Source organism: Pseudoalteromonas sp. S1650, assembly GCF_005887195.1.
Classification (GTDB): Bacteria; Pseudomonadota; Gammaproteobacteria; order Enterobacterales; family Alteromonadaceae; genus Pseudoalteromonas; species Pseudoalteromonas simplex.
On the sequence record NZ_PNDF01000008.1, the window covers coordinates 87,633 to 111,779 of the forward strand.

Annotated in this window: 15 protein-coding genes and 1 riboswitch; of the genes, 8 read left to right on the plus strand and 7 right to left on the minus strand. The window is 41.7% G+C overall.

Going from position 1 to position 24,147, the window contains the following annotated elements; genetic code table 11:
- Positions 1-38 precede the first annotated feature (38 nt).
- On the minus strand, positions 39-2,549 hold the full coding sequence (locus tag CWB80_RS01630; protein ID WP_138599100.1) for a zinc-dependent metalloprotease: 2,511 nt from the start codon (positions 2,547-2,549) through the stop codon (positions 39-41).
- A 265-nt stretch (positions 2,550-2,814) separates the two neighbouring features.
- Between CWB80_RS01630 and CWB80_RS01635 the strand changes: the two genes are divergently transcribed.
- The 5 genes from CWB80_RS01635 to CWB80_RS01655 all read left to right on the plus strand — a co-directional run bounded on the left by CWB80_RS01635 (position 2,815) and on the right by CWB80_RS01655 (position 10,853).
- Positions 2,815-3,987, plus strand: coding sequence for an efflux RND transporter periplasmic adaptor subunit (locus CWB80_RS01635; RefSeq protein WP_054552306.1), 1,173 nt, complete (start codon positions 2,815-2,817; stop codon positions 3,985-3,987).
- 9 nt (positions 3,988-3,996) lie between these two features.
- Positions 3,997-7,134, plus strand: coding sequence for an efflux RND transporter permease subunit (locus CWB80_RS01640; RefSeq protein ID WP_138599099.1), 3,138 nt, complete (start codon positions 3,997-3,999; stop codon positions 7,132-7,134).
- Positions 7,135-7,269: 135 nt separating this feature from the next.
- Positions 7,270-7,353: riboswitch (cyclic di-GMP riboswitch) on the plus strand.
- Between the two features lie 108 nt (positions 7,354-7,461).
- A complete protein-coding gene (locus tag CWB80_RS01645; RefSeq protein ID WP_054552308.1) occupies positions 7,462-8,031 on the plus strand; it encodes a hypothetical protein in 570 nt (189 codons plus the stop codon).
- A gap of 275 nt (positions 8,032-8,306) precedes the next feature.
- Positions 8,307-10,385: a S9 family peptidase gene (locus CWB80_RS01650; RefSeq protein WP_138599098.1), complete on the plus strand. Its 2,079-nt coding sequence runs from the start codon at positions 8,307-8,309 to the stop codon at positions 10,383-10,385.
- A gap of 66 nt (positions 10,386-10,451) precedes the next feature.
- Complete coding sequence (locus CWB80_RS01655) at positions 10,452-10,853, plus strand: hypothetical protein (protein ID WP_054552309.1); 402 nt, start codon at positions 10,452-10,454, stop codon at positions 10,851-10,853.
- Between the two features lie 58 nt (positions 10,854-10,911).
- On the opposite strand, the gene CWB80_RS01660 is transcribed toward CWB80_RS01655, so the two are convergent.
- Positions 10,912-11,385, minus strand: a complete 474-nt coding sequence (locus CWB80_RS01660; protein WP_054552310.1) for a Dps family protein — start codon at positions 11,383-11,385, stop codon at positions 10,912-10,914.
- A 364-nt stretch (positions 11,386-11,749) separates the two neighbouring features.
- Here CWB80_RS01660 and CWB80_RS01665 point away from each other — a divergent pair, with 364 nt between their 5' ends.
- Positions 11,750-11,959, plus strand: a complete 210-nt coding sequence (locus CWB80_RS01665) for a hypothetical protein (protein WP_054552311.1) — start codon at positions 11,750-11,752, stop codon at positions 11,957-11,959.
- A 4-nt stretch (positions 11,960-11,963) separates the two neighbouring features.
- On the opposite strand, the gene CWB80_RS01670 is transcribed toward CWB80_RS01665, so the two are convergent.
- Together CWB80_RS01670 and CWB80_RS01675 are read right to left on the minus strand one after the other, a co-directional pair.
- Complete coding sequence (locus tag CWB80_RS01670) at positions 11,964-12,569, minus strand: PGAP1-like alpha/beta domain-containing protein (protein ID WP_138599097.1); 606 nt, start codon at positions 12,567-12,569, stop codon at positions 11,964-11,966.
- 8 nt (positions 12,570-12,577) lie between these two features.
- Positions 12,578-13,114 carry a YaeQ family protein gene (locus CWB80_RS01675; protein WP_054552313.1) on the minus strand — a complete coding sequence of 179 codons (537 nt, stop codon included), beginning with the start codon at positions 13,112-13,114 and terminating at the stop codon, positions 12,578-12,580.
- Positions 13,115-13,205: 91 nt separating this feature from the next.
- Between CWB80_RS01675 and ylqF the strand changes: the two genes are divergently transcribed.
- Both ylqF and CWB80_RS01685 read left to right on the plus strand, forming a co-directional pair.
- The gene (gene ylqF / locus CWB80_RS01680) at positions 13,206-14,150 is read left to right on the plus strand and encodes a ribosome biogenesis GTPase YlqF (RefSeq protein WP_054552314.1); all 945 of its coding nucleotides are present in this window, start codon (positions 13,206-13,208) and stop codon (positions 14,148-14,150) included.
- Positions 14,151-14,877: 727 nt separating this feature from the next.
- The gene (locus CWB80_RS01685; protein ID WP_138599096.1) at positions 14,878-18,327 is read left to right on the plus strand and encodes a PAS domain-containing hybrid sensor histidine kinase/response regulator; all 3,450 of its coding nucleotides are present in this window, start codon (positions 14,878-14,880) and stop codon (positions 18,325-18,327) included.
- On the opposite strand, the gene CWB80_RS01690 is transcribed toward CWB80_RS01685, so the two are convergent.
- The 3 genes from CWB80_RS01690 to CWB80_RS01700 all read right to left on the minus strand — a co-directional run bounded on the left by CWB80_RS01690 (position 18,324) and on the right by CWB80_RS01700 (position 24,139).
- Complete coding sequence (locus CWB80_RS01690) at positions 18,324-21,296, minus strand: DUF3857 domain-containing transglutaminase family protein (RefSeq protein ID WP_138599095.1); 2,973 nt, start codon at positions 21,294-21,296, stop codon at positions 18,324-18,326. The genes CWB80_RS01685 and CWB80_RS01690 overlap by 4 nt on opposite strands.
- Before the next feature lie 185 nt (positions 21,297-21,481).
- Positions 21,482-22,762 carry a sensor histidine kinase gene (locus tag CWB80_RS01695; RefSeq protein ID WP_138599094.1) on the minus strand — a complete coding sequence of 427 codons (1,281 nt, stop codon included), beginning with the start codon at positions 22,760-22,762 and terminating at the stop codon, positions 21,482-21,484.
- Positions 22,763-24,139 (minus strand): sigma-54-dependent transcriptional regulator, encoded by a 1,377-nt coding sequence (locus CWB80_RS01700; protein ID WP_138599093.1) that lies wholly within the window; start codon positions 24,137-24,139, stop codon positions 22,763-22,765.
- Between the last annotated feature and the right edge of the window lie 8 nt (positions 24,140-24,147).

Here is a 24,147-nt window from a genome sequence, read left to right on the forward strand (position 1 = left end):
AAGGCTGCCAAGTGGCAGCCTTTTTTGTGTTGCTAAGATTATGCTTCGAGGGCTTTACTAATTAAGCGATCGATATATTGCTTATGCGCTTTAGCTGCGGTGTCTGCACCCCAAGGCACGCTCATATCAGCAATTTGATTTAACTGATAAAGCGCGGCAGCTTTGGCTAGGTTATCGTGCTTGCTCGCTTTGCCTAAACCAGCGATCGCGATTAGCTGATTCACATATTCAACTTGTAGATTGTGACTTAGGGTGTTTGCTTTTTTGCTGTCTACAAAAATGCTTGCTGTTAAGTCATTCATAAATTGGTTAAGTGAATACTCGTTGCCATACATTGCACTGTCTGAAATACGCAGCATAACTGCTGGGTGCAACAACTGAGCAAGTACCAGCTTTTGCATACCTAAAATCATGCCATGTGGTTTAGGGTCTTCGTTCTTACCATAATGGTTAAAGCCACGACGTTGCTGTAGCAGGTAGTTATACAGTGGCTGCATACTAGCAAGCACATTTGGCGAGAATACTTTGTCGGCTAATACTTGCATTGCATGTTGCTGGCGCTCAAGTGGCACTGGCGTAAATGGTGCGCCATTTTTGTCATCACCCACCACATTACGTTCTACATAAACACCACCAATTTGACGAGATACCACGCCTGCTTGTGTTCTGTAGCTTCTAAATAAAATGTTCGCTGAGGTAACCAGCTGTTGGTATGACTCACCATTAACCGTGGCATTGTCTTTAAGTTCAGTAAACAGCTTATTGATAAGCTCCATACGGTCATCAGCATATGCGGCAGGGTTAGATGACATATCGCCAATCATCACACGTGGGTCGATATGGCGGCCTGGGGCACGCATATCATCAGCATCATTACCAAAAGCTAAAGCATGCTCAGATGAGCGTGCGAGAATTTTTTCAAGGCGCTTCTGCTCAGCTGCTTTATCAGCCAATGCTTGGCTGTAGCCGTACTCAATCGCCCAATCATCGTAAGGGCCAGGTTTGGTTTGGAAGATATCACCTTGCTGCATACCAATAGGGGCAATGTTTGCTGGTGCATAGTCCATAACAGAACCCGTTACGATACCTTGCGTTTTACTCTTATCGTGAACTTCTTTTTCATCCCACAAGATAGATGATTTCATATTGTGGTTAAGACCAAGGGTATGGCCCACTTCGTGTAAAACAAGCTGAGTTAAGCCTTGGCGTAAAATCTCTTTGTTTTCAATGCTCGCACCTGTGCCTAAGCCTTTAGCAAGTAGCATGTTTTCTTGAATGCTGTGGCCCAATGAGCAATGTAAATCGGTGCTGTTTTGGCTAGTTTCAAGCGTGGCTGCACCTTGAGTATATAAAGTGTCGTACATCCAACGGTTTTTCATGAAAACATACTCTAACATGATGTCAGAGCCTAATATTTCACCGGTTAATGGGTTTGCAAGGGCAGGGCCATAACCGCCAAATGGAGGGCGTGGTGATGCAGTCCAACGTAACACGTTGTAGTTAATATCGCCCGCATCCCAATCAGCGTCATCAGGTTGTACTTTTACTTCGATGGCATTTTTAAAGCCTGCTTTTTCAAATGAGCTATTCCATGCTAGTACTGCATCACGAATAGTGTCTCGCCACTCAACTGGCGTGGTATTTTCAATCCACCAAGTGATCGGTTTAACTGGCTCAGAAAGTGCAGCTGATGGGTCTTTCTTTTGTAAGTCCCAGCGCTTGATGACATCTTCATATGGTGCCCAATCTGCTGATGTCATATTGTCGAATTCGTTAGTGAAATAACCAATACGCGCGTCATCTTGGCGAGCTTGATAATCATTTTTCGGTAACGCGACAAATGAATGCTGTACTTTAATTGAAACATTACGAGGGTCGCTTACGGCTTTTGAGCCTCGCACTGTTGGGTTAGCATTAGAAAATACATAATCCACCACAACATCTAGGTTATTTGGGTAAGGGCGCTGTTTAACGATTCGCGATTTTTTGTCGTTTAACTTACCAAGTTTAAAGCGTTTGCTGGCATTTTTATCTTTTGGGTTTGCCCAAGGTGACACTTTATGCAGTGCTTCACTTAAAAAGAGCTTATCAACTTTAAAAGCAATTTTACCGTCTTCTTCTTTTTCGATTTTAATACTCGCAAGGACAGCTTCGCTGATGTTGGCATCGGCAGAGCGTGCTAGGGCTGAGTTTTCATCAAATTTATAGCGCGGTGTTTTGCTAATAATATCAATGCGGTCAAAGTATTTACGAAACTCAATTAGCTTTGTCTCGCGATATGCCCCTCTGAAGTGACCTGCGTCAGTAACACCATCAACGGTGTGAGCAAAGTACACAAATGGTGTATCAAGTTGAGATTGGTCGATCACCATTAAGTTATCGCCGGTTTTCGCATCTTGGTAAATGCTGAAAACACCGGCAAACTCGCTTTTATCTTTGATCATTTCAGCCAGTGTTTTTGGCTTCTTTTCTTCTTTTTTCGCTTCGGCGGCGTGGCCATTCATGGCAAACGCTAAGCTTAGTGCCAGCGCAATGTTTGTTATTTTCATTGTTAACTCGTTCCTTTAATTATTTCTCAATCAAGTTTAATGAATTAACCCTTTGATAAAAGGCTGTTTGTTAACAAGTGTGAAAGTAGTGTTGTAAGCCTCTGATATTAAGTGGTTTTTGTTTGTAACAAATTGTTCTTAGATAAGTTTTGGTTTTTGTGTTGCCAATTTATCTGTTTTTGTAACAGTTCCTTACAAATGTCACATTAATGTTTCTGTCAGCTTTGGTATGATAGGGCCAGTGAAAATATTATAGGTGTAAGTTATGCGCACAAGTTTATTAAAATGGATCTTACCGTTTGTTGCATTAATCGTTGGTGTTGCTGGTTTTAAGGCAATAAACGCGATTGCTCAAGAGCCTAAAGACAAGGATGTAGTTGATGTGCGTCCTTTAGTACAGGTTGAGCCAGTAGCAAGTGATGATCATCAAGTGATTATTAATAGTTACGGCGAAGTGAAACCGCTTGAAAGTACCTTACTTGCCTCGCAAGTGGCAGGTGAAGTTACAAGCTGGCATCCAAATTTTGTTGCTGGTGGCATCGTAGCGCGTGGTGAAGTGTTATTTACCATCGAAAAAGATAACTACGAAGCAGCTGTACTACAAGCTGAAGCGTCACTTGCCAGTGCTCAAGCGGCACTGATCGAAGAGCAAGCACAGGCTAAAGTGGCAGAGGATGAAGCAAGACGTTACCCAGAGCGTGAGCGCACCGACTTATTCCTACGTAAACCTCAAGTTTTAAGTGCACAAGCAGCTGTTAAATCAGCGCAAGCGGCATTAAAACGTGCCGAGCGTGACCTTGCTCGCTGTGAGGTGAAAGCACCTTACGATGCACTGGTGATCAGCCGTGAAATTGGTGTTGGTCAATACATTAATGTAGGCAGCCAAGTTGCTGAAATTAATAATATTGAAAGTGCAGAAATCATTGTACCAATTGCTGGTTTCGATAGTGTATTTTTACCAAAACGCTTAAAAGGCGTTAAAGCGACCATTATCAATAAAGGCTTAAACAGCTTTACTCGTGAAGCCGAAATTGACCGTGACCTAGGCGTTGTTGATAACGCGACGCGTATGAGCAACTTAGTTGTTCGTGTTGATGACCCATACGGCTTAAAGCACGACGTACAACCTATTAAATTTGGTGCTTACGTTCAAGTGAACTTTGCCGGTGCAACATTACAAAACATCTACCGTTTACCGCAGTCTTTAGTGAATAACCAAACGGTGTGGATTGTGAACGGCGAGAATAAACTTGAACCACGTAAAGTAACCGTAGTGCGTGAAGAAGGTGAGTACTTCTATATCAGTGATGGCCTTGAAGTGAATGACCAGTTGGTTCTAACGCTACCTGAGTATCCGCAAGAGGGTATGGAAGTGAAGATTGCTGGAATGAAAGAAATGACAAGCGATGCAGAAACTGCAGCGGTTGAAAAGCTTTAAGGTAGCACTATGACTGATACAAACACAGAAAAACAGTCTGGCCTTATTGCCTATTTTGCCAATAACTCGGTCGCTGCTAACTTAATGATGGTGTTTATCATCATCATGGGGATCATTAGTTATTTCACTATTCAGCGTCAGATGTTCCCGAATATTGAAATTAACTATATCGAGGTACAGGCCAATTATCCGGGTGCCTCACCACAGGAAATTGAAGAAAGTATTCTGATCAAAATTGAAGAGTCACTAAAAGATGTCACCGAAATTAAACGTGGTGTATATCGTTCGTTCCGAAATAGTGGCACTGCAAGTTTAGAGATCAACACAGATGCAGAGCTCACTGATGTACTCGATAAAGTGAAGCTACGAGTAGACAGTATTGCGACTTTCCCTGCGGGCATGGAGCCGGTGACGATTAGTCAGGTTGAGTTTCGCCAAGACGTGATTGGTATGACCCTAGTAGGTGATATTCCACTGACTGAGTTAAAGCCTGTTGCAAACAAAATTGAAGATGAGTTATTGCAGTTATCTAATGTGTCGCTGGTGCAAAACGATGTACCACTTGATGAGATTGCGATTGAAATTGACCCAGATTCACTGCGTCAATACAACCTTACTTTAAGTGATGTGGCCAGTGCAGTACGTCGTTACTCTGCGAATATTTCGGCCGGTCAATTACGTACTGACGCAGGTATTATCTCGGTACGTGTTGAAAATCAATATTACAATGGTGATGAGTTCCGCCAGATCCCAGTAAAAATTGGCGCTAATGGCGCGAAAGTACTGCTAAACGACATTGCTGTGATCAAAGACCAATTCACTGAAGGTGAACGCTATTTTAAATTTAATGGTGAAAATGCCGTTTATTTATCTGTAAAAGCAACTAAAGAACAAAATATGATCCCGGTTGCTGATTCAGTTAAAGCCTTTATTGAACAAAAGAATAAAGAGCTACCAGCCGGTCTTCGTCTTGTGCCACTGATGGACATGACTTATTACCTAAATGCCCGTTTAGACATGATGAAAACCAACCTTTTCCAAGGGGCTATCTTGGTGGCCATTATGTTGTCTATTTTCTTACGCTTTAAGCTGGCACTTTGGGTAATGATTGGTTTACCTGTGTGTTTCTTAGGGGCAATGATGATGATGCCATTATTTGGTATCAGTATTAATATCGTGTCGTTATTTGCCTTTATTATGGTACTCGGGATCGTGGTCGACGATGCCATAGTCATAGGGGAGAGCGCCTACACCGAAATTGAGAAAAAAGGCGGTGGTGTTGTAAACGTGGTAAATGGGGCAAAACGTGTTGCTACCCCAGCAACATTTGGTGTTCTAACAACAATTGCTGTATTTGCACCGTTTACATTATCAAGTGGCCCAGAGAGTGCATTTTTCTTCGGTATAGCAGTGGTGGTAATTCTGTGTCTGATATTCAGTTTGGTTGAATCAAAACTTATTTTACCAGCGCACATTGCCCATACTAAGTTTCCGCCAATTAATCCTAATAGCTGGCGAGCGCGCTTTAACAAACGTTTCTTTGAGTTTGTAAATGGTCCATATAAGCGTTTTATTGAGTTGTGTGTTGAATGGCGCTGGTTTGTACTATTTGCGTTTATCGGTTTATTGATTTTGACGTTTGGCTTAATTTCTTCAAACCAAGTGCGTGTGGTACCAACACCAAAAGTACCTCAGGACTTTCCGCAAATTCGTTTAGAAATGAATGAAAATGCCTCGGATATGCAAACAATTAATGCTATTCGTGAAATCGAAGCCATGGTTAACAAGGTAGACCAAGAAACAGAACGTGAATTTGGCCAAAAGCTAATTCGCGATATCTTAGTGTTCAACCAAGGTCGTACTGAAGCACAATTACTTGCTCCGCTGGTAGATGAAGAGCTTCGCCCTTATAACGCATTCGAACTATCTCGTCGTTGGCGTGAACAAATGCCAAGCATCCCAGGTGTGAAATCACTGCAAATTTATGATGATGTAAATGGCGGTGGTATGGATGGTGAGTTTGGTTACTTACTTTATGGCCCTGATATCGATACCTTAAATGAGGCTGGTCGTCGTTTCATCCAACTATTACAACAGCAAAAAGGCTTGTTTGATATTAGCTCGACTATCGATCCGGCGAGTAAAGAAGTGCAATTAAGCTTAAAACCAGTGGCATATGATCTAGGTTTAGACCTTGCCAACATTGCTAACCAAGTAGGTGCAAGTTTCTACGGTGGTGAAGCTCAGCGTGTTATTCGTCGCGGTGAAGAAGTGCGTGTTATGGTTCGTTACCCGAAACTAACACGTGAAGCGTTTGCATCATTAAAGCACGCCGTGATCACAACGCCTGCAGGTCAAGAGGTGATGCTGGGTGATGTTGTTGAGCTGAACGAAAAACCAGGTATTAGCTATATTCGCCGTGAAGGTGGCTATCGTACTGTGTATATCTACGGCAGTATCGATGAAGAAGCTATTGAGCCGGGCGAAGTTGTTAAGCAAGTTGACGAGAACTTGTTGCCACAGTTAAAAGAAGAGTACCCGTCAGTTAAAACTGAGCTAGGTGGTTCTATTGAAGAACAACAAGCGCAAGCTAATGAGCAAATCATGTTCTTCATCGGCGGTATGATTTTAGTGTATATCTTGCTTGCTGTACCGCTTAAGAGCTATTCGCAGCCTCTAATTGTTATGTCGGTTATTCCATTTAGCTTAACCGGTGCTATTTGGGGTCACTTCTGGTTTGGTTTAGATATTAGCTTGATGTCGGGCTTTGGCTTGATTGCTGCGGCCGGTGTTGTAATTAATGACTCGTTAGTTATGACAGACTTTGTAAACCAAGCACGCCGCGAAGGTATTTCAACTCGCCAAGCGGTTATTGAAGCAGGTTGTGCGCGCTTTAGAGCAATCACCCTGACATCAATTACAACCTTTGCGGGTGTACTACCGATTATGTTCGAAACCAGCTTGCAAGCTAAGTTTGTAATTCCAATGGCGGTTGCACTTGGTTTTGCGGTTATGTTTGCAACTCTAATCACTTTAGTACTAGTACCTTGTTTGTACATTATCATGAGTGATGTAGGTAATGGCTTTTTGAATATATTCCGTTCTGGTCACCGAGTAACGACCAGAAGAAAGCTGGTGAAAGACTAAAGCTCTTTCTGTTTTAAGGCCAACCGAGCGGTTGGCTTTTTTGTTTCTGCATCTTTTGCTAGTAACTATTTGCTATATAAGACCTTTGGTTACATTCTTTTGTTTGATTTGTGATTCGGTCGCGATTATACTCAGTCTTGTTTTTGGCAAACTAACTGAAAAGTTAGGACGCAAAGTTTCCGGTCTAAGGTTTTAAACTATGATAGCGGGACCGCTGATAAGCACATAATCTAGTGCTTTGGATCTTTTGCCTCAAACTAAAAAGTATTTATTTTGTACGGTTGTTAGATAATGCCTATTAGTTGTTCTTAGGGTGATACTTTGTTTATGCATACGTCAATGGCCTCCGGGAAGTGGTTGCCGATTGGTTGCTTGAATCATCATACCCAACTATTTGTTGGTGATAGGGTGATTGTGACCTTTTATGACATGCAAGGAGAGCTAGTCGATTTATCATTCGAATATCCAATAGTCAGTACGGATCAAGGTGAGCCTCATAATTGGCCGCGCTCCGTTGCTGAGCATATTAATGTGCATATTCCGCTAGTAAAAGCTGGAAAAATGACTGATCAAGGTTTAGTGGTAGCCTATCGCTCAAACCAAATTTATGCCCTAGAAGGCTCGGGTATTACGCATGTAAAAGTGGCGTTTAATTGTATCGCCAAGTGTGAAGAGCGAGTAAAAGATAGTCTGCAAGATTATGACTATGTTTATCCTCAAGCATGCAACGATTACAGTGCAGGAATTAAGGTTTTACAACCTAAAACAGGCCATATTTATATGTGTAAACCATGGCCATTTAGCGAGTTTTGTCGTGTTAAAGATTCACACAACCCGCTATTTGAACCAGGTGTAGGAAAAAGCTGGGCTATGGCTTGGCAGCAAGTTTCACATTAAGAGTTTCCCCCTAAATGCTATTTTAGCATTGCTTAGCCCACTCAATTTGAGTGGGCTTTTTTAATACCAACCCGCAATAATACTTAATCATTTTGAGGGATTAAACCTGTCGTTAACTGCGTTAAAAATTTCTCATTTAGAACAACTAAATAACGAAATTTTTGCCTAGTTATCAACGAGGTTTTATTGCCTCAAAATAGACTACTTAATTAAGCTGATTGGTATAATTCTGTGATAAACTGCCAGCAATTCGTTTTTTATTTTGGTTTTTTCTTGTGTCGTCAAATTCGTATTCTTTGTCTTTATTAGCGCATCCTCCTGTTGCCAAAAAACAGCCTCATCCATTAACTACTCATCAACTAACTCGCACCGATAACTATTATTGGATGCGTGATGATGAGCGTGAAAATAAAGATGTATTAGCGCACTTAAACGCCGAAAACGATTATTGCGATGAGCAACTCGCCGATATAAAGCCACTGCGCGAACAATTATTTAATGAACTAAAAGACCGCATTGTAAAAGACGACAACACGGTACCCGTGAAAGATGGCCAATATTGGTATCACTCAGAAGTACGTGGCGACGATGAATATGCACGTCATTATCGCAGTAGCTCAATAGAGGCGCGCGACAAGCACTTGCTGTTAGATGTAAATCAATTAGCTGGCGATTACGAATTTTATGAATTAGGCGAAGTTGCAATTAGCCCTGACGAGCAGCTACTTGCATACTCTGAAGACACTGAAGGTCGTCGTATTTATACCGTGCGTTTTAAAAATATTGCCAGCGGTGAGATGTTTAGTGATGTGCTGGAAAACACCGAAGGCCAAGTGGTGTGGGCTAATGATAATAAAACGGTGTTTTATGTGAAAAAAGACCTGCAAACCTTATTGGGTTTTCAGGTTTACCGCCATGTTTTAGGCACCCCGCAAGCTGATGACGTACTGGTTTATGAAGAGCAAGATAAAAGCTTCTTTATGGGGCTTGGCAAAAGCCGCGATGAAAGCCTGATCATAATTGACCTTGCGACCACAGAAACAAACGATACTTGGGTGCTTGATGCCAATAATCCAGAAGGTGGATTTAGCGCCTTAATGCCACGCGAAGAAGGCCATGAGTTTGATGTCGATAAGCTAGGTGATACCTTTTACATTGTGACCAACTGGCAAGCGAAAAACTTTCGTTTAATGACCGCGACGCAAAGCACCATTGCCGATAAACATCGTTGGCAAGAGCATACAGCACATCGCGAGAACGTATTGTTAGAAGGGATCGAGATTTTCGATGACTACCTTATCCTCACCGAGCGAGAGCTTGGCCAAACACGTTTTGTAGTGGTGGATCAGCAAGCCGAGCGTCTTACTTTAGAGTTTGATGACCCTTGTTATTATGCTGCAATTGCCATGAATCCAGAGCCGAATGTGAGCTCTGCGCGTATTTACTATTCAAGCTTAACTACGCCAGGCTCTTTGTATGATGTTGATTTAAAAACAGGTAACAAAACCTTATTAAAACAACAGCAAGTATTGGGTGATTTTAACCCAGAGCATTATCGCTCAGAACGTTTAATGGTTACTGCAAGAGATGGCGAGCAAGTGCCGGTATCTTTGGTTTATCGTATCGACCAATTTAATAAAGATGGAAGTAATCCGCTGTTGCAATATGGCTATGGCGCGTATGGTATTACCATCGATCCTAGTTTTTCAAGTAGCTCACTAAGCTTGCTTGACCGCGGTTTTGTTTATGCGATTGCACATATTCGTGGTGGTGAAATGCTAGGGCGTCACTGGTATGAGCAAGGTAAAAAGCAATATAAGCAAAATAGCTTTAGCGATTTTATTGATGTTACGCATGCGCTTACTGAGCAAGGCTATGCACACCCAGAGAAAGTATTCGCGTCTGGTGGCAGTGCTGGTGGCTTATTAATGGGCGCTGTGGTTAACCAAGCACCTGAGCTTTATTTAGGTATTGGGTGTCATGTGCCATTTTTAGATGTGCTAACCACCATGCTTGATGAGAGTATTCCACTGACGACCAATGAATACGACGAATGGGGTAATCCAAATGATCCTGCGTTTTATGATGTGATTCAGGCTTACTCACCGTACGATAATATTAAGCCACAGGCTTACCCTAATATTCTTGTTACAACCGGGTTTCATGACTCTCAAGTGCAATACTGGGAGCCAATGAAGTGGGTTGCTAAGCTACGTGAGCTTAAAACCGATGACAACATTTTGGTATTTAAAACCGACATGGATGCAGGCCATGGTGGTGCATCGGGTCGTTTTAAAAGCCTTGAAGAAAAGGCATTAGAAATGGCCTTTTTTATTGCTTTATTATCGAATTAAGGCTTAGATAAATAGGTAAATAAATTTTATAAGCGTAAACTTAAGTTGTATTTCAAAGGGGTAAGCATGTTTAAAGCCCATGGTGATTGGCGTTATTTTGTTGAGCCGCCGGTGATTTATGTGGAAATGAGTGGCAGTTTTAATAAAGAAGCCGTTGCTTCATTTAGTATTGAAGTTGCTCAAGAAATCATGAAGTACCCAGAGTTTTCAATTCAGTATGCTGTGGTTAATTTGGAACAATTTGAATTAGCAACTGCCGATAGTATTGAAACTGCTAAGGTTTACTTTCAGGCTGTCAAAGCACGAGGCTACAAACGCGTTGATTACATCAAAGCGAATATCATTGCCCGCAATTTATTAGAAACAGTTTGGTCTGGTGTCGAAATGGATATTAACTTTCACCAAGACGCTGAAAGCTTTTTTCAAATAAGACCCGAGTACGATAATTTAAGAAAGTGGTTAAAATAATACCTTCTGAATATAAAAAAGCCCTCAAGAGAGGGCTTTTCCGTGTCAATTCTGAATATTAACCTAGGTAAGCTTTTAACATCCAAACAAGTTTCTCTTGTTCTTTAATGTAGTCGCCCATTAATGATGCTGTACCTTCGTCATCTGCATCACCAGCTTGTGCTAAGATTTCACGCTGCATTTGAATAAGCGTGCTGTAACCTGCTAAAAGGTTTTCTACTGCAGCAGTGCCTTCAGTGATATTTTTAGCTTCACTGATCTTACTTGCTTCAATGTATTCAGAGAATGCATGTACCGGTGTACCACCTAACGTTAAAATACGCTCTGCAATCTCGTCTACTTTCTCAAGTAGTAAGTTATAAATTTCTTCAAATTTAAGGTGTAATTCAAAAAAGTTACGACCTTTGATATTCCAATGAAAGCCGCGTGCGTTCATATATTGAATTTGGTAGCAGCTTAGTAAAGAGTTTAGTGAATTTACGATATCTTCACTTTTTGCGCTGTTTAAACCAATTGCATTTACCTGTGACATAGATTGCTCCTTAAAAAAACCGTTAAGTGTTTACTTGCTAGTGCTTGGTGTTAAGTATTAGCCATCTTGGTTAATCTGTAAAATGGTTTAATTCGAACACAGTGATAGGTTTTACCTATCAAAGGTTGGTGTTGTCCATTTATGCACTATCAATATAACTTTGAATTACTTTTAATAGACTTGGGGCAACTGAGCAAAAAATCTACCTTATTTTACGAATATTTTAAAATTAGGCAGAAAGTATGATCTAAAACAAGGTTTGCACCTGCTGAGAAACACGCTGATTTAGAACTTGATTTAGGTCAAAAAAACAACGAACCAGAAGCGCATAATGACTTTACCGCATTTAACCAGGAGAAGAAAAATGGACGGTAAAACAGTTAAAGAAAACAAAGCTGAAATAGTCGTTGTCGTGATCGCATTACTTGCATTTGTTATCGGTTTGGTAGGTCATCTAGCAGGTGCTAGCTTCGCAAACTTTGATACCTTTGGCTATATTGCAGCACCTGTACCATTGATCTTAGGGATCATTGTTTTAATCTCATATAAAGTGGCTGCAAGTGCTGAAGATTAAAGTATCACTCACTTTGATTTATAAGCTTAATGATGTAATCCATCACTTGGCGTGAGTAGATCATACTGGTGTGACTCAAATGAAACACCTTATGTTCTGCCATGCCATTGAGCTTGGTTTCATCTATCAAAACTGTACCATCAGAGACACTGCCTTTAGCAATCAGTGGCATTAGCCCTATGGGTAAGTCACCAGCAATACTATAAAGCTTGGCATTAAACGGCCAATTGCCATTCTCAGATAATAGAAACTCCACGCTATTTTTTAACAGCATTTCAAAGCCCTTCAGCTGCATTTGTTTGGCAATATGGCTGCCTTTATGCGGGGTGCCTAAGGTGATCACCTTTTCGACATGGCGGCTTTGAAGAGAATTGGCCTCTAAGTAAGCGCGAGCAACCAAGCCGCCCATTGAGTGGCAAACTAAGGCGGTAGGTTTACCACCAATAAAGCGATCAATCTTATCGAAAATCGCCGCTCTATCGGGAGAGAGCGTGTTATAGGTCAAATTGAGTATTTTTAGTCCTGACTTTTCAAGACGCGCGCACAGTGGGCGCATCACAAAGCCTGACATATATAGTCCGTGTAATACTACAACTTGCCTAATAGCCATCGCATTCCTTACATTAACTGTTGCGGTTTAATTTCGATATTTGCTGTGTCTGAGCTAACCCATACTTCACCGTCTTGAATGGTAATAGTGAGCTTAATATTACGATCAGCTAAGTCGGCTAATGCCTGAGTCGCAGCATAATCGAGACTAAAAATACTTAAGTTTTTAAAATCATACAACTTAGGTTGATGTTTTTGCCACCAAATCGCTTGGTTATTTTCACCATAGGTATATAAAACAACTTGCTTCGACTTATTGCAGGCTTTTTTCAGGCGTTTTTCATCAGGTAAACCAAGCTCAACCCATAATTCAATTTCTTCGCTATAGTTAATGTGCCAAAGCTCAGGTTCATCATCGGCGCATAAGCCTTTAGTAAACTCTAAGCCTTCACGGGCATTTAGTGCAAAAGCCAACAAGCGGATCATCAAGCGTTGTTCGGTTTCTGATGGGTGTTGTGCCAGAGTTAAATTGAAATCTTGATAAATGTGGCGATCCATATCGCTTAACGATAATTGCGCTTTAATAATGGTTGATTTAAGAGCCATAACTGCTTACTTGAAAAAATTTGCGTCATTATAGCGCAATTCGTTGCCGAGCCAGTTAAAATACCGTGAAATTATCTTGTAGGAGTTAAAAATGGCCATCCAGTGGTTCCCGGGTCACATGAACAAAGCCCGAAACGAAATTAAAGAAATCATGCCACAGATGGATGTGATCATTGAGGTACTTGATGCCCGTATTCCTTACAGTAGTGAAAACCCAATGGTTACTGCGCTGCGTGGCGACAAGCCGGTGATCAAAATCATGAACAAGGCGGACTTGGCTGATCCTAAGTTAACGCAAGCTTGGAAAGACTACTTTGAGCAGCAAAGTGGTGTGAAAGCGATTGATTTTGGTAATGATAAAGCGGGTGAAGTGCACCGTATTAATGAGCTTTGTAAAAAGTTAGTGCCGCATAAAGTAGGCGCTGATAAACAAATTAAAGCCATGATCATGGGTATTCCAAACGTTGGTAAATCAACTCTTATTAATACCTTGGCCGGCCGTATCGTGGCAAAAACAGGTAATGAACCTGCGGTAACCAAAGCGCAGCAACGTATTAAGCTTGACGATGGCATTATGCTTTACGACACGCCAGGTATGTTATGGCCTAAAGTAGAGAACGAAAACTCTGGTTATCGTTTAGGGGCAACTGGTGCAATTCGTGATACCGCTATCGACTACGAAGAAGTGGCAAGTTACACCGCTGAATATTTACTGCATGCATACCCAGAGCTTTTAAAAAGCCGCTATAAAATTGATGAGCTACCAGAGTCTGACTGGGAGTTTGTTGAAATGGCAGGTAAAAAGCGTGGTTGTATCCGCGGTGGTAATCAAATCGATACTTACAAAATGTCTGAAATTCTTATCAACGAATTACGCGATGGCATTATTGGTCGTATTACCATGGAAACACCGGCCATGCGTGAAGAAGAAGAGCAAATGGTTGCACAGCTTCGCGCTGCTGCAGAGGCGAAAAAAGCCGCTAAAGAAGAAGAGAAAAAACAACGCCGTGCACGTGCACGTAAGAACCGTCGATAAAGTTAACGCATTAACTTTTAGACATAAAAAAAGCCCTGCAAGGGCTTTTTTAGTTTCATATCTACCGTCACCGATATGAGCAATGTAGCAAGTAAAATAAGTAGGGTCGCTTATATGTCGCCAATATCAAGGGGCGTTGCGATTAGCAACATATAAGCTAAAGCTTTAACGTGGCGACACGCGTTTCTGGGGAGAAACAAATTCAATCTCAACAAGTCATCATACTTCGCTTGGCTTGTTGAGATTAATTATCAATTAGGTTTGTGATGCTGTCAATACTTTTTTGAAAATAATTCTCATTTAGTTTTATTGCAGGTTTTGTACGAATTTCAGACATAAAAAAAGCCCTGTAAGGGCTTTTTGAGTTTCATATCTACCGTCACCGATATGAGCAATGTAGCAAGTAAAATAGTAGGGCGATCACCTGTTGCCAATATCAAGGGGCGTTGCGATTAGCAACAGGCGATCTTAGCTTTATCGTGGGCCACACGTGTTTCAGGGTCGAGAAACAAATCAGTTTATTCCGAACAAGTACTTTATCGTCTTGTTGATAGTGATTATCAATTAGATTTACATGTCTGTCAACACTCAATTGAAAATAATTCTCATTTCTTTGTGTTTGTTTTTTAAACTTCCGTAATACAATGCATTAGCACTAAAGTTAGGCTGTAAATTACGTGCAATAAAAACTATGCTGGGGCTATAACAATTAAAATAATCACATGCGATGTTCTCAATTTGGTCAATAAGCCTTCTTGCAATTGTATACCTGGCAATTTTATTTGCGGTTGCAGGCTGGGCTGATAAAAGAAAAGTATTGCCTTTTAAAGGCTTAACCTATGGTTTATCACTTGGGGTGTATTGCACCTCTTGGGCGTTCTTTGGCACCACAGCACAAGCTGCATACAACGGTTGGTGGTTGGCTCCGACCTATGCAGGCACTATCTTGTTATTCATTTTTGGCTGGCAAGTCTATTGCCGCATAGCGCATATTTGTCGGCAGCAAAAAATAACCTCAATGGCAGATTTTATTGCGACCCGATATGGTCAATCGTCGAGTTTGTCTGGGCTCATTTCATTGATTTCAGTGATTGCCATTGTGCCCTATATCTCTTTACAGCTAAGTGCAACTGCACAAAGTATCAACTTACTTACCGACCGTGCTGCCACACAAAGCCATGAAGTATGGGCCGACAGTACTTTTTACATCACGATTGTATTGGCACTGTTTGCTATTTTATTCGGCGCGAGGCGGTTAAAGCCCAGCGAACATAATCCTGGTTTGATTGCCAGTATAGCCTTTGAATCTGTGGTTAAATTATTGGCGTTTTTAGCGGTGGGTTTGTATGTGTGCTTTGCTTTATTCGACAGCCCTGTGGCACTGTTTGAAAAAGCGCATGACCTAAATATTGATCAGCAAGTGGCTGCCACACAAAGTCCAACCTATGTGTATGTTGCTCATACTTTGCTTGGTATTTTGGCGACCTTATGTTTGCCAAGACAATTCCACATGAGCTTTATCGAAAAAAATAACGATAAAGAGCTGGCCTCGGCGCGTTGGCTATTTCCGATTTACCTCTTACTTATTAACCTGTTTATTCTACCGATTGCATACGCCGGATTAATTTACTTTCAAGGTCAAAAAGTCGGCTACGACACCTTTGTATTGGCTTTACCTATGGCAGCTGATGATGCCTTTGTGGCGTTATTAGCCTTTTTAGGTGGCTTTTCAGCGGCAACAAGTATGGTAATAGTGTCATCAATTGTGCTTTCAGTGATGATCACTAATGACTTTATTAACCAATTTATTTTACGCCGCTCGCAACTTACATCGAGCAGTCGCGGGCTTGATAAAAATAACCTATTACATGCACGTAAAATCGTTATCGTATTGATTTTATTGCTAAGCTATTTCACTCACCGAGTGCTGGGCGAAAGTACAACCCTTGCCAATGTGGGTTTGATGTCGTTCACCTTAGTCGCGCAATTTTCGCCAGCCATGATTATAGGCTTATGGTGGCGACAAGCATCGTGTCGCGGTGCGCAATTAGGGATTTTAAGCGGTTTTATTATTTGGGGTTATACACTTTTACTACCGAATATCGCCGGAGGTTTAGGAAGCGATAGTTTATGGCTTGTAAATGGACCTTGGGGAATAAGCTGGTTAGCGCCAACCGACTTATTCTCATTAGGCATGGAAAGCATTAGCCAAGCTTTATTGCTATCGCTAGGTGCGAACTGTTTAGTGTATTTCTTAGTACCGTTATTTAGTCGAGCAACCTTAGCTGAACGCTTGCAGAGCAATAAGTTTGTGTCGCAGCTTAGTGATTCTCGAGTGAGTAATCATCTACAGCCTTTGAGTTACCATGATCTAGGTGCACTATTGCAACGATTTGCCGAAAAAGAAGCGGCACAGTCTTTGGTAAATCATTACTTTCCGGATGATAAAAGTAAGTGGAAACGTCCTGCCAATGTTGAGTTAGAACTATTAGTTGAGCGTGAGATGTCTGCGGTGATCGGCGGCGCATCGGCACGGCTTATTTTAGATGTGGCTAAGAATGAGCAGCGCCAGCCTCTAGAGCAGGTTGCTGAGTTTGTTGACGAAGCAAGCCAAGTGCTTAAATTTAATCGTGACTTACTGCAATCAACAATCGAAAATATTCAACAAGGGATCAGTGTAGTTGATAGTGAGCTGCGCTTGGTAGCTTGGAACCAAGGCTACAAAAACATGTTCGCCTACCCAGATGATGCGCTTTACATAGGCCGCCCGGTTGCCGACATTATTCGTTTTAATGCCGAACGCGGTTTATTTAGCGGCGAGAGCATGACCAGCGAAGTTGAAAAACGCTTAGCCTATTTACGCCAAGGCAGCGCTTATAAATACCAGCGCTCGCACAATGATGGTCGCGTGTTTGAAATGCAAGGTAACCCACTGCCAGGTGGCGGCTTTGTAACAACCTATACCGACATCACCGAGTTCGTAAAACAACAAAAAGCGTTAACCGAAGCCAATGTTAGCCTTGAAGAAAAAGTCGCAGCACGCACCTTAGCATTGACTCAAGCAAACCAAGAGTTGTCGATGGCAAAGCAAGTGGCGGAGCAAGCAACGGTCAGTAAAACGCGCTTTTTTGCCGCTGCTAGCCATGATTTACTGCAACCTTTCAATGCTGCGAGCTTGTTTTGTTCTTTAATGAATGAAAAAGCCCAAGACACCGAACTTAAAGAGCTGGCGATGAATATTAAGAATTCATTGGGCAGCGCCGAAGAGTTATTATCGAGTATTTTAGAGTTAACTAAGCTCGATTCGGGCTCGTTTAAAGTACAAATGAGCGAGTTTGCTGCCAGCTCGTTGGTTGAACCATTGCGTAATGACTACGAAGCCCTTGCCCGCGAAAAAGGCTTAAAGTTTATTATTGAAACCTGCGATGTGCGCTTGCATACCGACAAAGCACTGCTGCGACGAGTGCTGCGTAACCTTTTGAGTAATGCGATTCGTTATACTGAGCAAGGTGAAGTGCGCTTAAAAATGCAGTACGACGATGATCATGTATCCTTTATTGTTGAAGACACAGGGATTGGGATTGCATCGAGCGATCAACAAACTATTTTCCAAGAGTTTAAACAGCTTGGTGCAAAGCCAAGCGCCGAGGGGTTAGGCTTAGGGTTGGCAATCACTAAACGTATATGTGACTTACTTAAAATACCCTTAGTGATGGGGTCTGAACTTGGTAAAGGCACGCAATTTACCCTTACCCTGCCTTGTAGAGTGAGTACTGCGCCTGCGCAAGCGAAAGGCGCTGAGGCATCACAAGAAACAGAGCTGGGGCAATTGCGTATTTGGTTGCTTGATAACGACCGCAACGTGTTAGAGGCATTAAAGCAGCTACTCGAAAATTGGGGCTGTGAAATTTCAATAGCCACTAACTTAGCGGAGCTTGAGCAGTTAAAGGCAAGTCAAGCCCTGCCGCAATTGTTGATTATTGATTATCAGCTTGATGATGGAGTAACGGGACTTGAAGTGATTGAGCAAGCGGCACTAACACGCTTACCAGCCATCGTTAATACCGCGAATCATGATGAAGGCATACGCGAGTTAGTGCTCGATGCGGGCTATCCATTGCTTTATAAGCCTCTGAAAGCGCCCGCCTTAAAACGCATGATTAAGCGACTGACTTAATCTGCGTTTTGCTCAGTTGCTAAGGTTGACTCTTTGAGGCGTTGCTTAACCTTGGCAACAAAGCGTCTATCTAGGTCGTCTTCATTGCTTAAGAATAAAAGCATCTCATTACCGTCATGATCAATAACGGTAAGTGAAGATGTTGTTAGAGGACTTTTTGCATAGTCTGCTTTCACTTCTTTTATTTCATTAAAGTAGAGCAGATCTTTTTCAATTACACCTTGTTCATTTTTCCAGTAACTAAAAAGCGTATTTTTCGTCATGCCATTGCCATCATCTCTGAAATCAAAAAATGCATCGCTATAAAAATACTCCACATTTTCATCACTAGGCATAATCTCTTGACGCTTTAAAAAGTTAACCTGATAAGACCAAAGTTTGTCACCTGTAACTATGGTTGAATTAGGCAATAAGTATAATTCAGCAATTAGCCCATAAAGTAGTAAAGGCGTCGCGAATACAGAAATTAGCAGCTGTCTTGCACGCCATTTTGAGTTGTACTCTAACGCATCTTTAGGTTGGTTAAGGTTTTGAATGTAGTTAACAATTGGTAGCCACAATAAAGGAATGATTAAGAATAGCCACATACCATAGTCACCTAGTGAACTTGCTATTTCACATACAATAATCATTAGCCAAATTACAAAAGCAACCGCAGTTGGTAATATTTTATTTTTGTTAAAGGTTTGTTCGCTATGTTTTATAAGTTGAAGAAACAGTGCAAAAAAGAATAAAGGCGCAAAAATACCTCGGGCAATGGGCATCATATGGCTGTTTTGTTGCTGCTTAATAAACTTCCAATTGCGATAACTCCAGTAATTAATAAATATGCCCAAGCTGAATAAACTATAAAGGTAAAATTTACTGTTGCTTACAGGGTAAAACTGCACACCTTCAAATTCTGGACGTTTTCGAACTTCAAAACGCCAAGCCGCGATGAAAAAGATGATTGCCGCTAAGTAACTTAAAATAAAAACGCTATACCAGTTGGTTTCGTCATCTACTGGTGTGGTTGTGGCCCTATTTGTGCCGTATTTAATGATGCCGTAATGGGTCGCGTTATTGAGTTTTTTGCGCTCGCTTAGGTAAAGGTCTATTTGATCGGCTGGAATATGATCCTGCTTAGCACTGTAATCAAAGTATAAGGTCAACACTGAGTCTTTAAATGTTACGCGCTTTTCGAGATGAAAAAATGGGTTGTCGATCGTGACTTGCTCATCATCAAACTGCCAATTAGAGTCCGTAAACGTAACCTTTATGGTTGTTTCGATATTATTTGGGTAACGAAACCACATTGGTGCATTGTTTCGCTCTCGCTGCTCCGGCTTATAAACTGAGTTTTGAATTTCACTGGCGTAAAAGTCGTTTTGAAAATCATTACCCTCAGGTCGCCAAAAGTTATCAATAGTATAGTGCTCATTGGTAATTAGCTGACCGGTGTCCTCTGGGGATTCAACTAGCATAGGTTTGGCAGTTTTTAAGCCTTTGTAGGTATCTTGATAATATTCGCGGTAATCATCTTCTATGCTTTTTAAGCTGTTTTTAGCGATTGAACTGCGGCGGCTAATTGCTTCAAAGTCACCGTATTTATATTGAGTTGAGAAACTAACTGGCTCATCAATACCTTCTGGGATCTGATAATTATCAAAAACCTGTATGCGTTTTAGGGCAGGCTCAGTGAACATATCCGTAAAGCCTGTTTCACCTTGTTTAATTATTAACGCTACATCGTAGTTCGGTTGAGCTAAATTTTCTAAATCGCCGCGTTGATACGAAATGGTCGGATCAAGCCAATATCGTTTACCTTGATGCTCTAAGGTGACAATGACATGGTCAAATAAGCTAGGAGAGACCGGTAAACTAGCAGTACGTTTTCGGTCTTCAGTGTTAACTAAAGCAGGATGAGCCTCTACCCCGAGCGCTTTAAGTAAAGAAATGAGCAAGACGGTTTTGTCTTTACAGTCGCCATAGCGCAGTGCCAGAGTTTCTGATGCTGGAGTAGGCTGGTGTGAGTTGGTGCCCATTTCTAGGCCCAAATAACGTACTTCGTCTTGGCTAAAGCGCAGGGCAGCCACAATTTGAGACTCTAAATCGGCATGTTGAAACTTAATTTGACGAGCAATTGTTTCAATAGCAGGGCTCACTTCGATGGCAGATTGGTACAAAGGTAACGACCAATTGACTACCTCTTGCCAATTATTTACTTCAGAAAAGTACACTTCCTTGTAAGGCGAATACCAATGCGGTACTTCGCTTGCAGAGCTAAGGGTCGGCTCATTGTGTTGGCTAATCTGGTAGTCAAAACCCGTATCTAGCTTGGTTTTAGTAACAGGCGACTCGCCATTTATAAAGTTGATATATAAGGGCGTAGGCTTTTGCCACTGTACCCGCATAAATTGCTGCACTATCGGCACCGACCAGTTCAGTGTGCGCTTGGTGCTGAAGTGTTGATAAACCGGATTACTGCCCGAAACCGTATAGCTGTAATCTAAAATATCCATGACCCGCATATCATCAATAATGACATTTAGGCTTAAGGTGCCATTGTATATACGACTTGCTAAGTCAGTCTCGCGTTGTAACACCTGTAGCTCGGCACTATTTAGTTTATCTATATATTGGCCGTCACGAATAATGCCTAAACTATTGAGCGTAAGAGATTGATAATTTGGGTCAAAATCAATATTCAGCTGGCTAATATAATCAACCCCAGACTGATTGACCGCTTGCATTACAGTACGATTAAAGCGTTGCTGTGGGGCTTGCTCAGATACCTGAAGCTGAGTGTCGAGCATCAGGTAGAAAGTCCCGTCTCGTATTTGGTCTCGAGGAATCTCAGGGGTGAGTAACTTATGTTGTTTTACCCAGTTAGCTGCGGGCGCAACTTGATACTCTTCTGCGGCTGCAAAGCAGCTCACAAAGAATAAAAAAACAGCCAGTAGCTTAAGTTGTAAGTGCATCCATTTCATTGTTATTTTCTAATTACGTTTAGCTTTATATGACAAATTACTGAATTTCGCTGCATGAGCCAAATAAAATTCACTATTTAGGGCTTTTTTAATTTGGCTCATATAAATGCCTAGAAAATGGCGCTGAAGTTTTGCTTTTTATTTAGGTTTATCTAAGCGTGTGAAAGCCACATTTGTAAAATAAGTTAGCAGGGCACAGTAATTATAGCTTGTGTGCCTTGCTGGGGTTTTGAATTTATCGATAACTCAAAACCTTGGTTGCGCACAAGTTCTCGGGTGATCACAAGCCCGATGCCTGTGCCATTTGCTTTGGTTGAGTAAAATGGTACGAACAAGTTATCGGGGTTTTGAATACCACAACCTTGGTCGCTAATTGCAATATTTAAGTTATCACCTTGCCTTGACCAAGTGAGGGTTGGGGCAGAATTGCTGCCTGCTTCAAAGGCATTTTTTATCAAGTTGATCAATGCTTGTTCTAGCTGACCAAAGTCGGCATTAACATGTAACTCTTCGCTGCTATTTATTACTAGTTCAGGAAAGATAGCGTTTAAACGTGTGTTTAGTTGCTCGCTACTGATTGTTTGTTTTTGTGCGGGTGGTAGCTTGGCAAATGCACTGTAACTGGCTACAAAATCAAGCAAGTGTTGAGCGCGTTTTTCTATTACTTGCAGCATATCTTGGGCGAGATCATCGTGACTGCTAATTTGTCCTTGGCGCTTGAGGGTTTGCAATGATTGACTCATTGAATAAATCGGCGTGAGTGAGTTACGTACTTCATGATTCAACACGCGAATTAAACGTTGCCAAACAAGTTGTTCGTTATCGCGAAGCTGTTGCTCAATTGAAAAGAAGGTTAGTAATTCAAAGTTTCTGCCGGTCCGCCAAAAAGTCTGCGATGAGATTTGAAAGCGTTGTTTAAACAGTGAGTCACTGTTTTGTTGCCATTCGCCATCATGCAGTGCAATGCCTAAGTCGCTGGCCGATTTACCTTCAATCTGGCGATGACTAATACTGTTGATAAACGCCTTATTACTAAAGTAAATCAAGCCATGGGGGTCTAGTATAACGATGGGTAAGTCCAGCATGCTGGCAAACTCAAAAACAAACTCTTCTGTTTGCATATAATGGCGTTTGTTCTTGGCTATTTTATTGCTGAGCTTGGCAAAATCTTGCTTAAGCGCTGCGACTCGTCCACTTTGATAAGACGCTAAATGCCAACTATTACTTTCGTCATTTGCCAGTGCATCTAGTTGCAGGCCAAAGCGTTCAACCACATCGGTGATCGCACGGTAGCTTTTAATTAAAGCAAAAGCGCTTATCCCGATAAACGGCAATAATAGGCTGATACTGGCAAACAAATCTAGTTCTAAGCTGAGCGAAAGGGCAATACCAAGTGCTAATAGCACCGCTATAACCATATAAAAATAGCGTCGAACACGCTGCTCTAACGACAACTTGCTACTCATTTAGCGTTCTACTTCTTTTAAATCGAGCTGATGTTTATCAATGCGACGATAAATAGCCGATTTACTTAATCCTAAAAACTCTCCTGCGGCGATAACATTGCCATTAAATTGCAGCAGTGCTTTTTGAATCATCTGTTTTTCAAGCTCTTCAAGGGGCAATAGTGGCAAAGCTTGTTCTGCATTACTATTTGTTTGCTCGCAACTTGGTTGATCTAAAATGAGGTCATTGGCTTGAACATTGTTGTTATCGCTCATGATCACCGCGCGTTCAATGCAGTGACTTAGCTCACGAATATTACCAGGCCAGCTGTAATTTTTTAGCGCGTTTAGGGCATCAGGACTTAGCGCCATATTCGCGCGTTGGTATTTTTTACCATGCACTAACAACAAGTGTTCTGCCAAGGGAGCGATGTCGTCTTTTCTGTCGCGAAGCGGTGGAATGTGTAGTTCAATGGTATTGAGTCTAAATAATAAGTCACGGCGGAATTCACCCTGCTCAATGGTCGTAGCTAATTCACTATTGGTGGCAGAAATAATCCGAACATCCGCGGTTTTGGTTTGGCTTGAGCCTAGCACTTCGAATTCTTTGCTTTCTAGCACACGGAGCATTTTACTTTGCAGCTCAAGGCTTAAAGTCGCAATTTCATCTAAAAATAAAGTACCGCCTTCGGCAATTTCAAAACGCCCTAGGCGGTCTTCTTTGGCATCAGTAAAAGAACCTTTCTTATGGCCAAATAATTCGCTTTCGAATAGCGTTGGCGCAATGGCGCCAACATTCACGCTGACATAGCGTTTATCAGCTCTGAGTGAATGCTGGTGAATATAATGTGCTAATAAGCTTTTGCCAGTGCCATTTTCGCCGGTAATTAAAATGCTGGCATCGGTTTTAGCTGCGCGCTCAGCTTTGGCAAGCAACAGCTGCATGATTTCTGATTGAGCTATGTAATGTGCTTCTGTGTCACTGGTTAGCGCCTTTAAGCACGCGTTGTCGTGATTACTTTGCTTGAGCTTGAGTTGTTGTTGCACAACGGCGGTTAAGCGTAAGTTATTCCATGGCTTTTCAACAAAGTCGACAGCCCCTAATTGCATGGCTTTAACAGCGACATCAATGCTGGCCCATGCGGTCATGACAATGACAGGTATGGTCGAACCTAATTGATTTAGTTGCTTTAAAAAGCGTAACCCTTCTTCACCTGAGGTGGTGTCGAGCTTGTAGTTCATATCAAGCAAAATCAGGCTAATGTGCTCCGATTTTAATAATTCAAGGGCATGTTCAGGGCCTTCGGCCTCAAGGCAATGTAAGCCCAGTTGTTGTAATGCAACAGTAGCAGCCAGACGCACATCAGCTTGATCGTCTATGACTAAGATTTTGTCCATGATGTTTT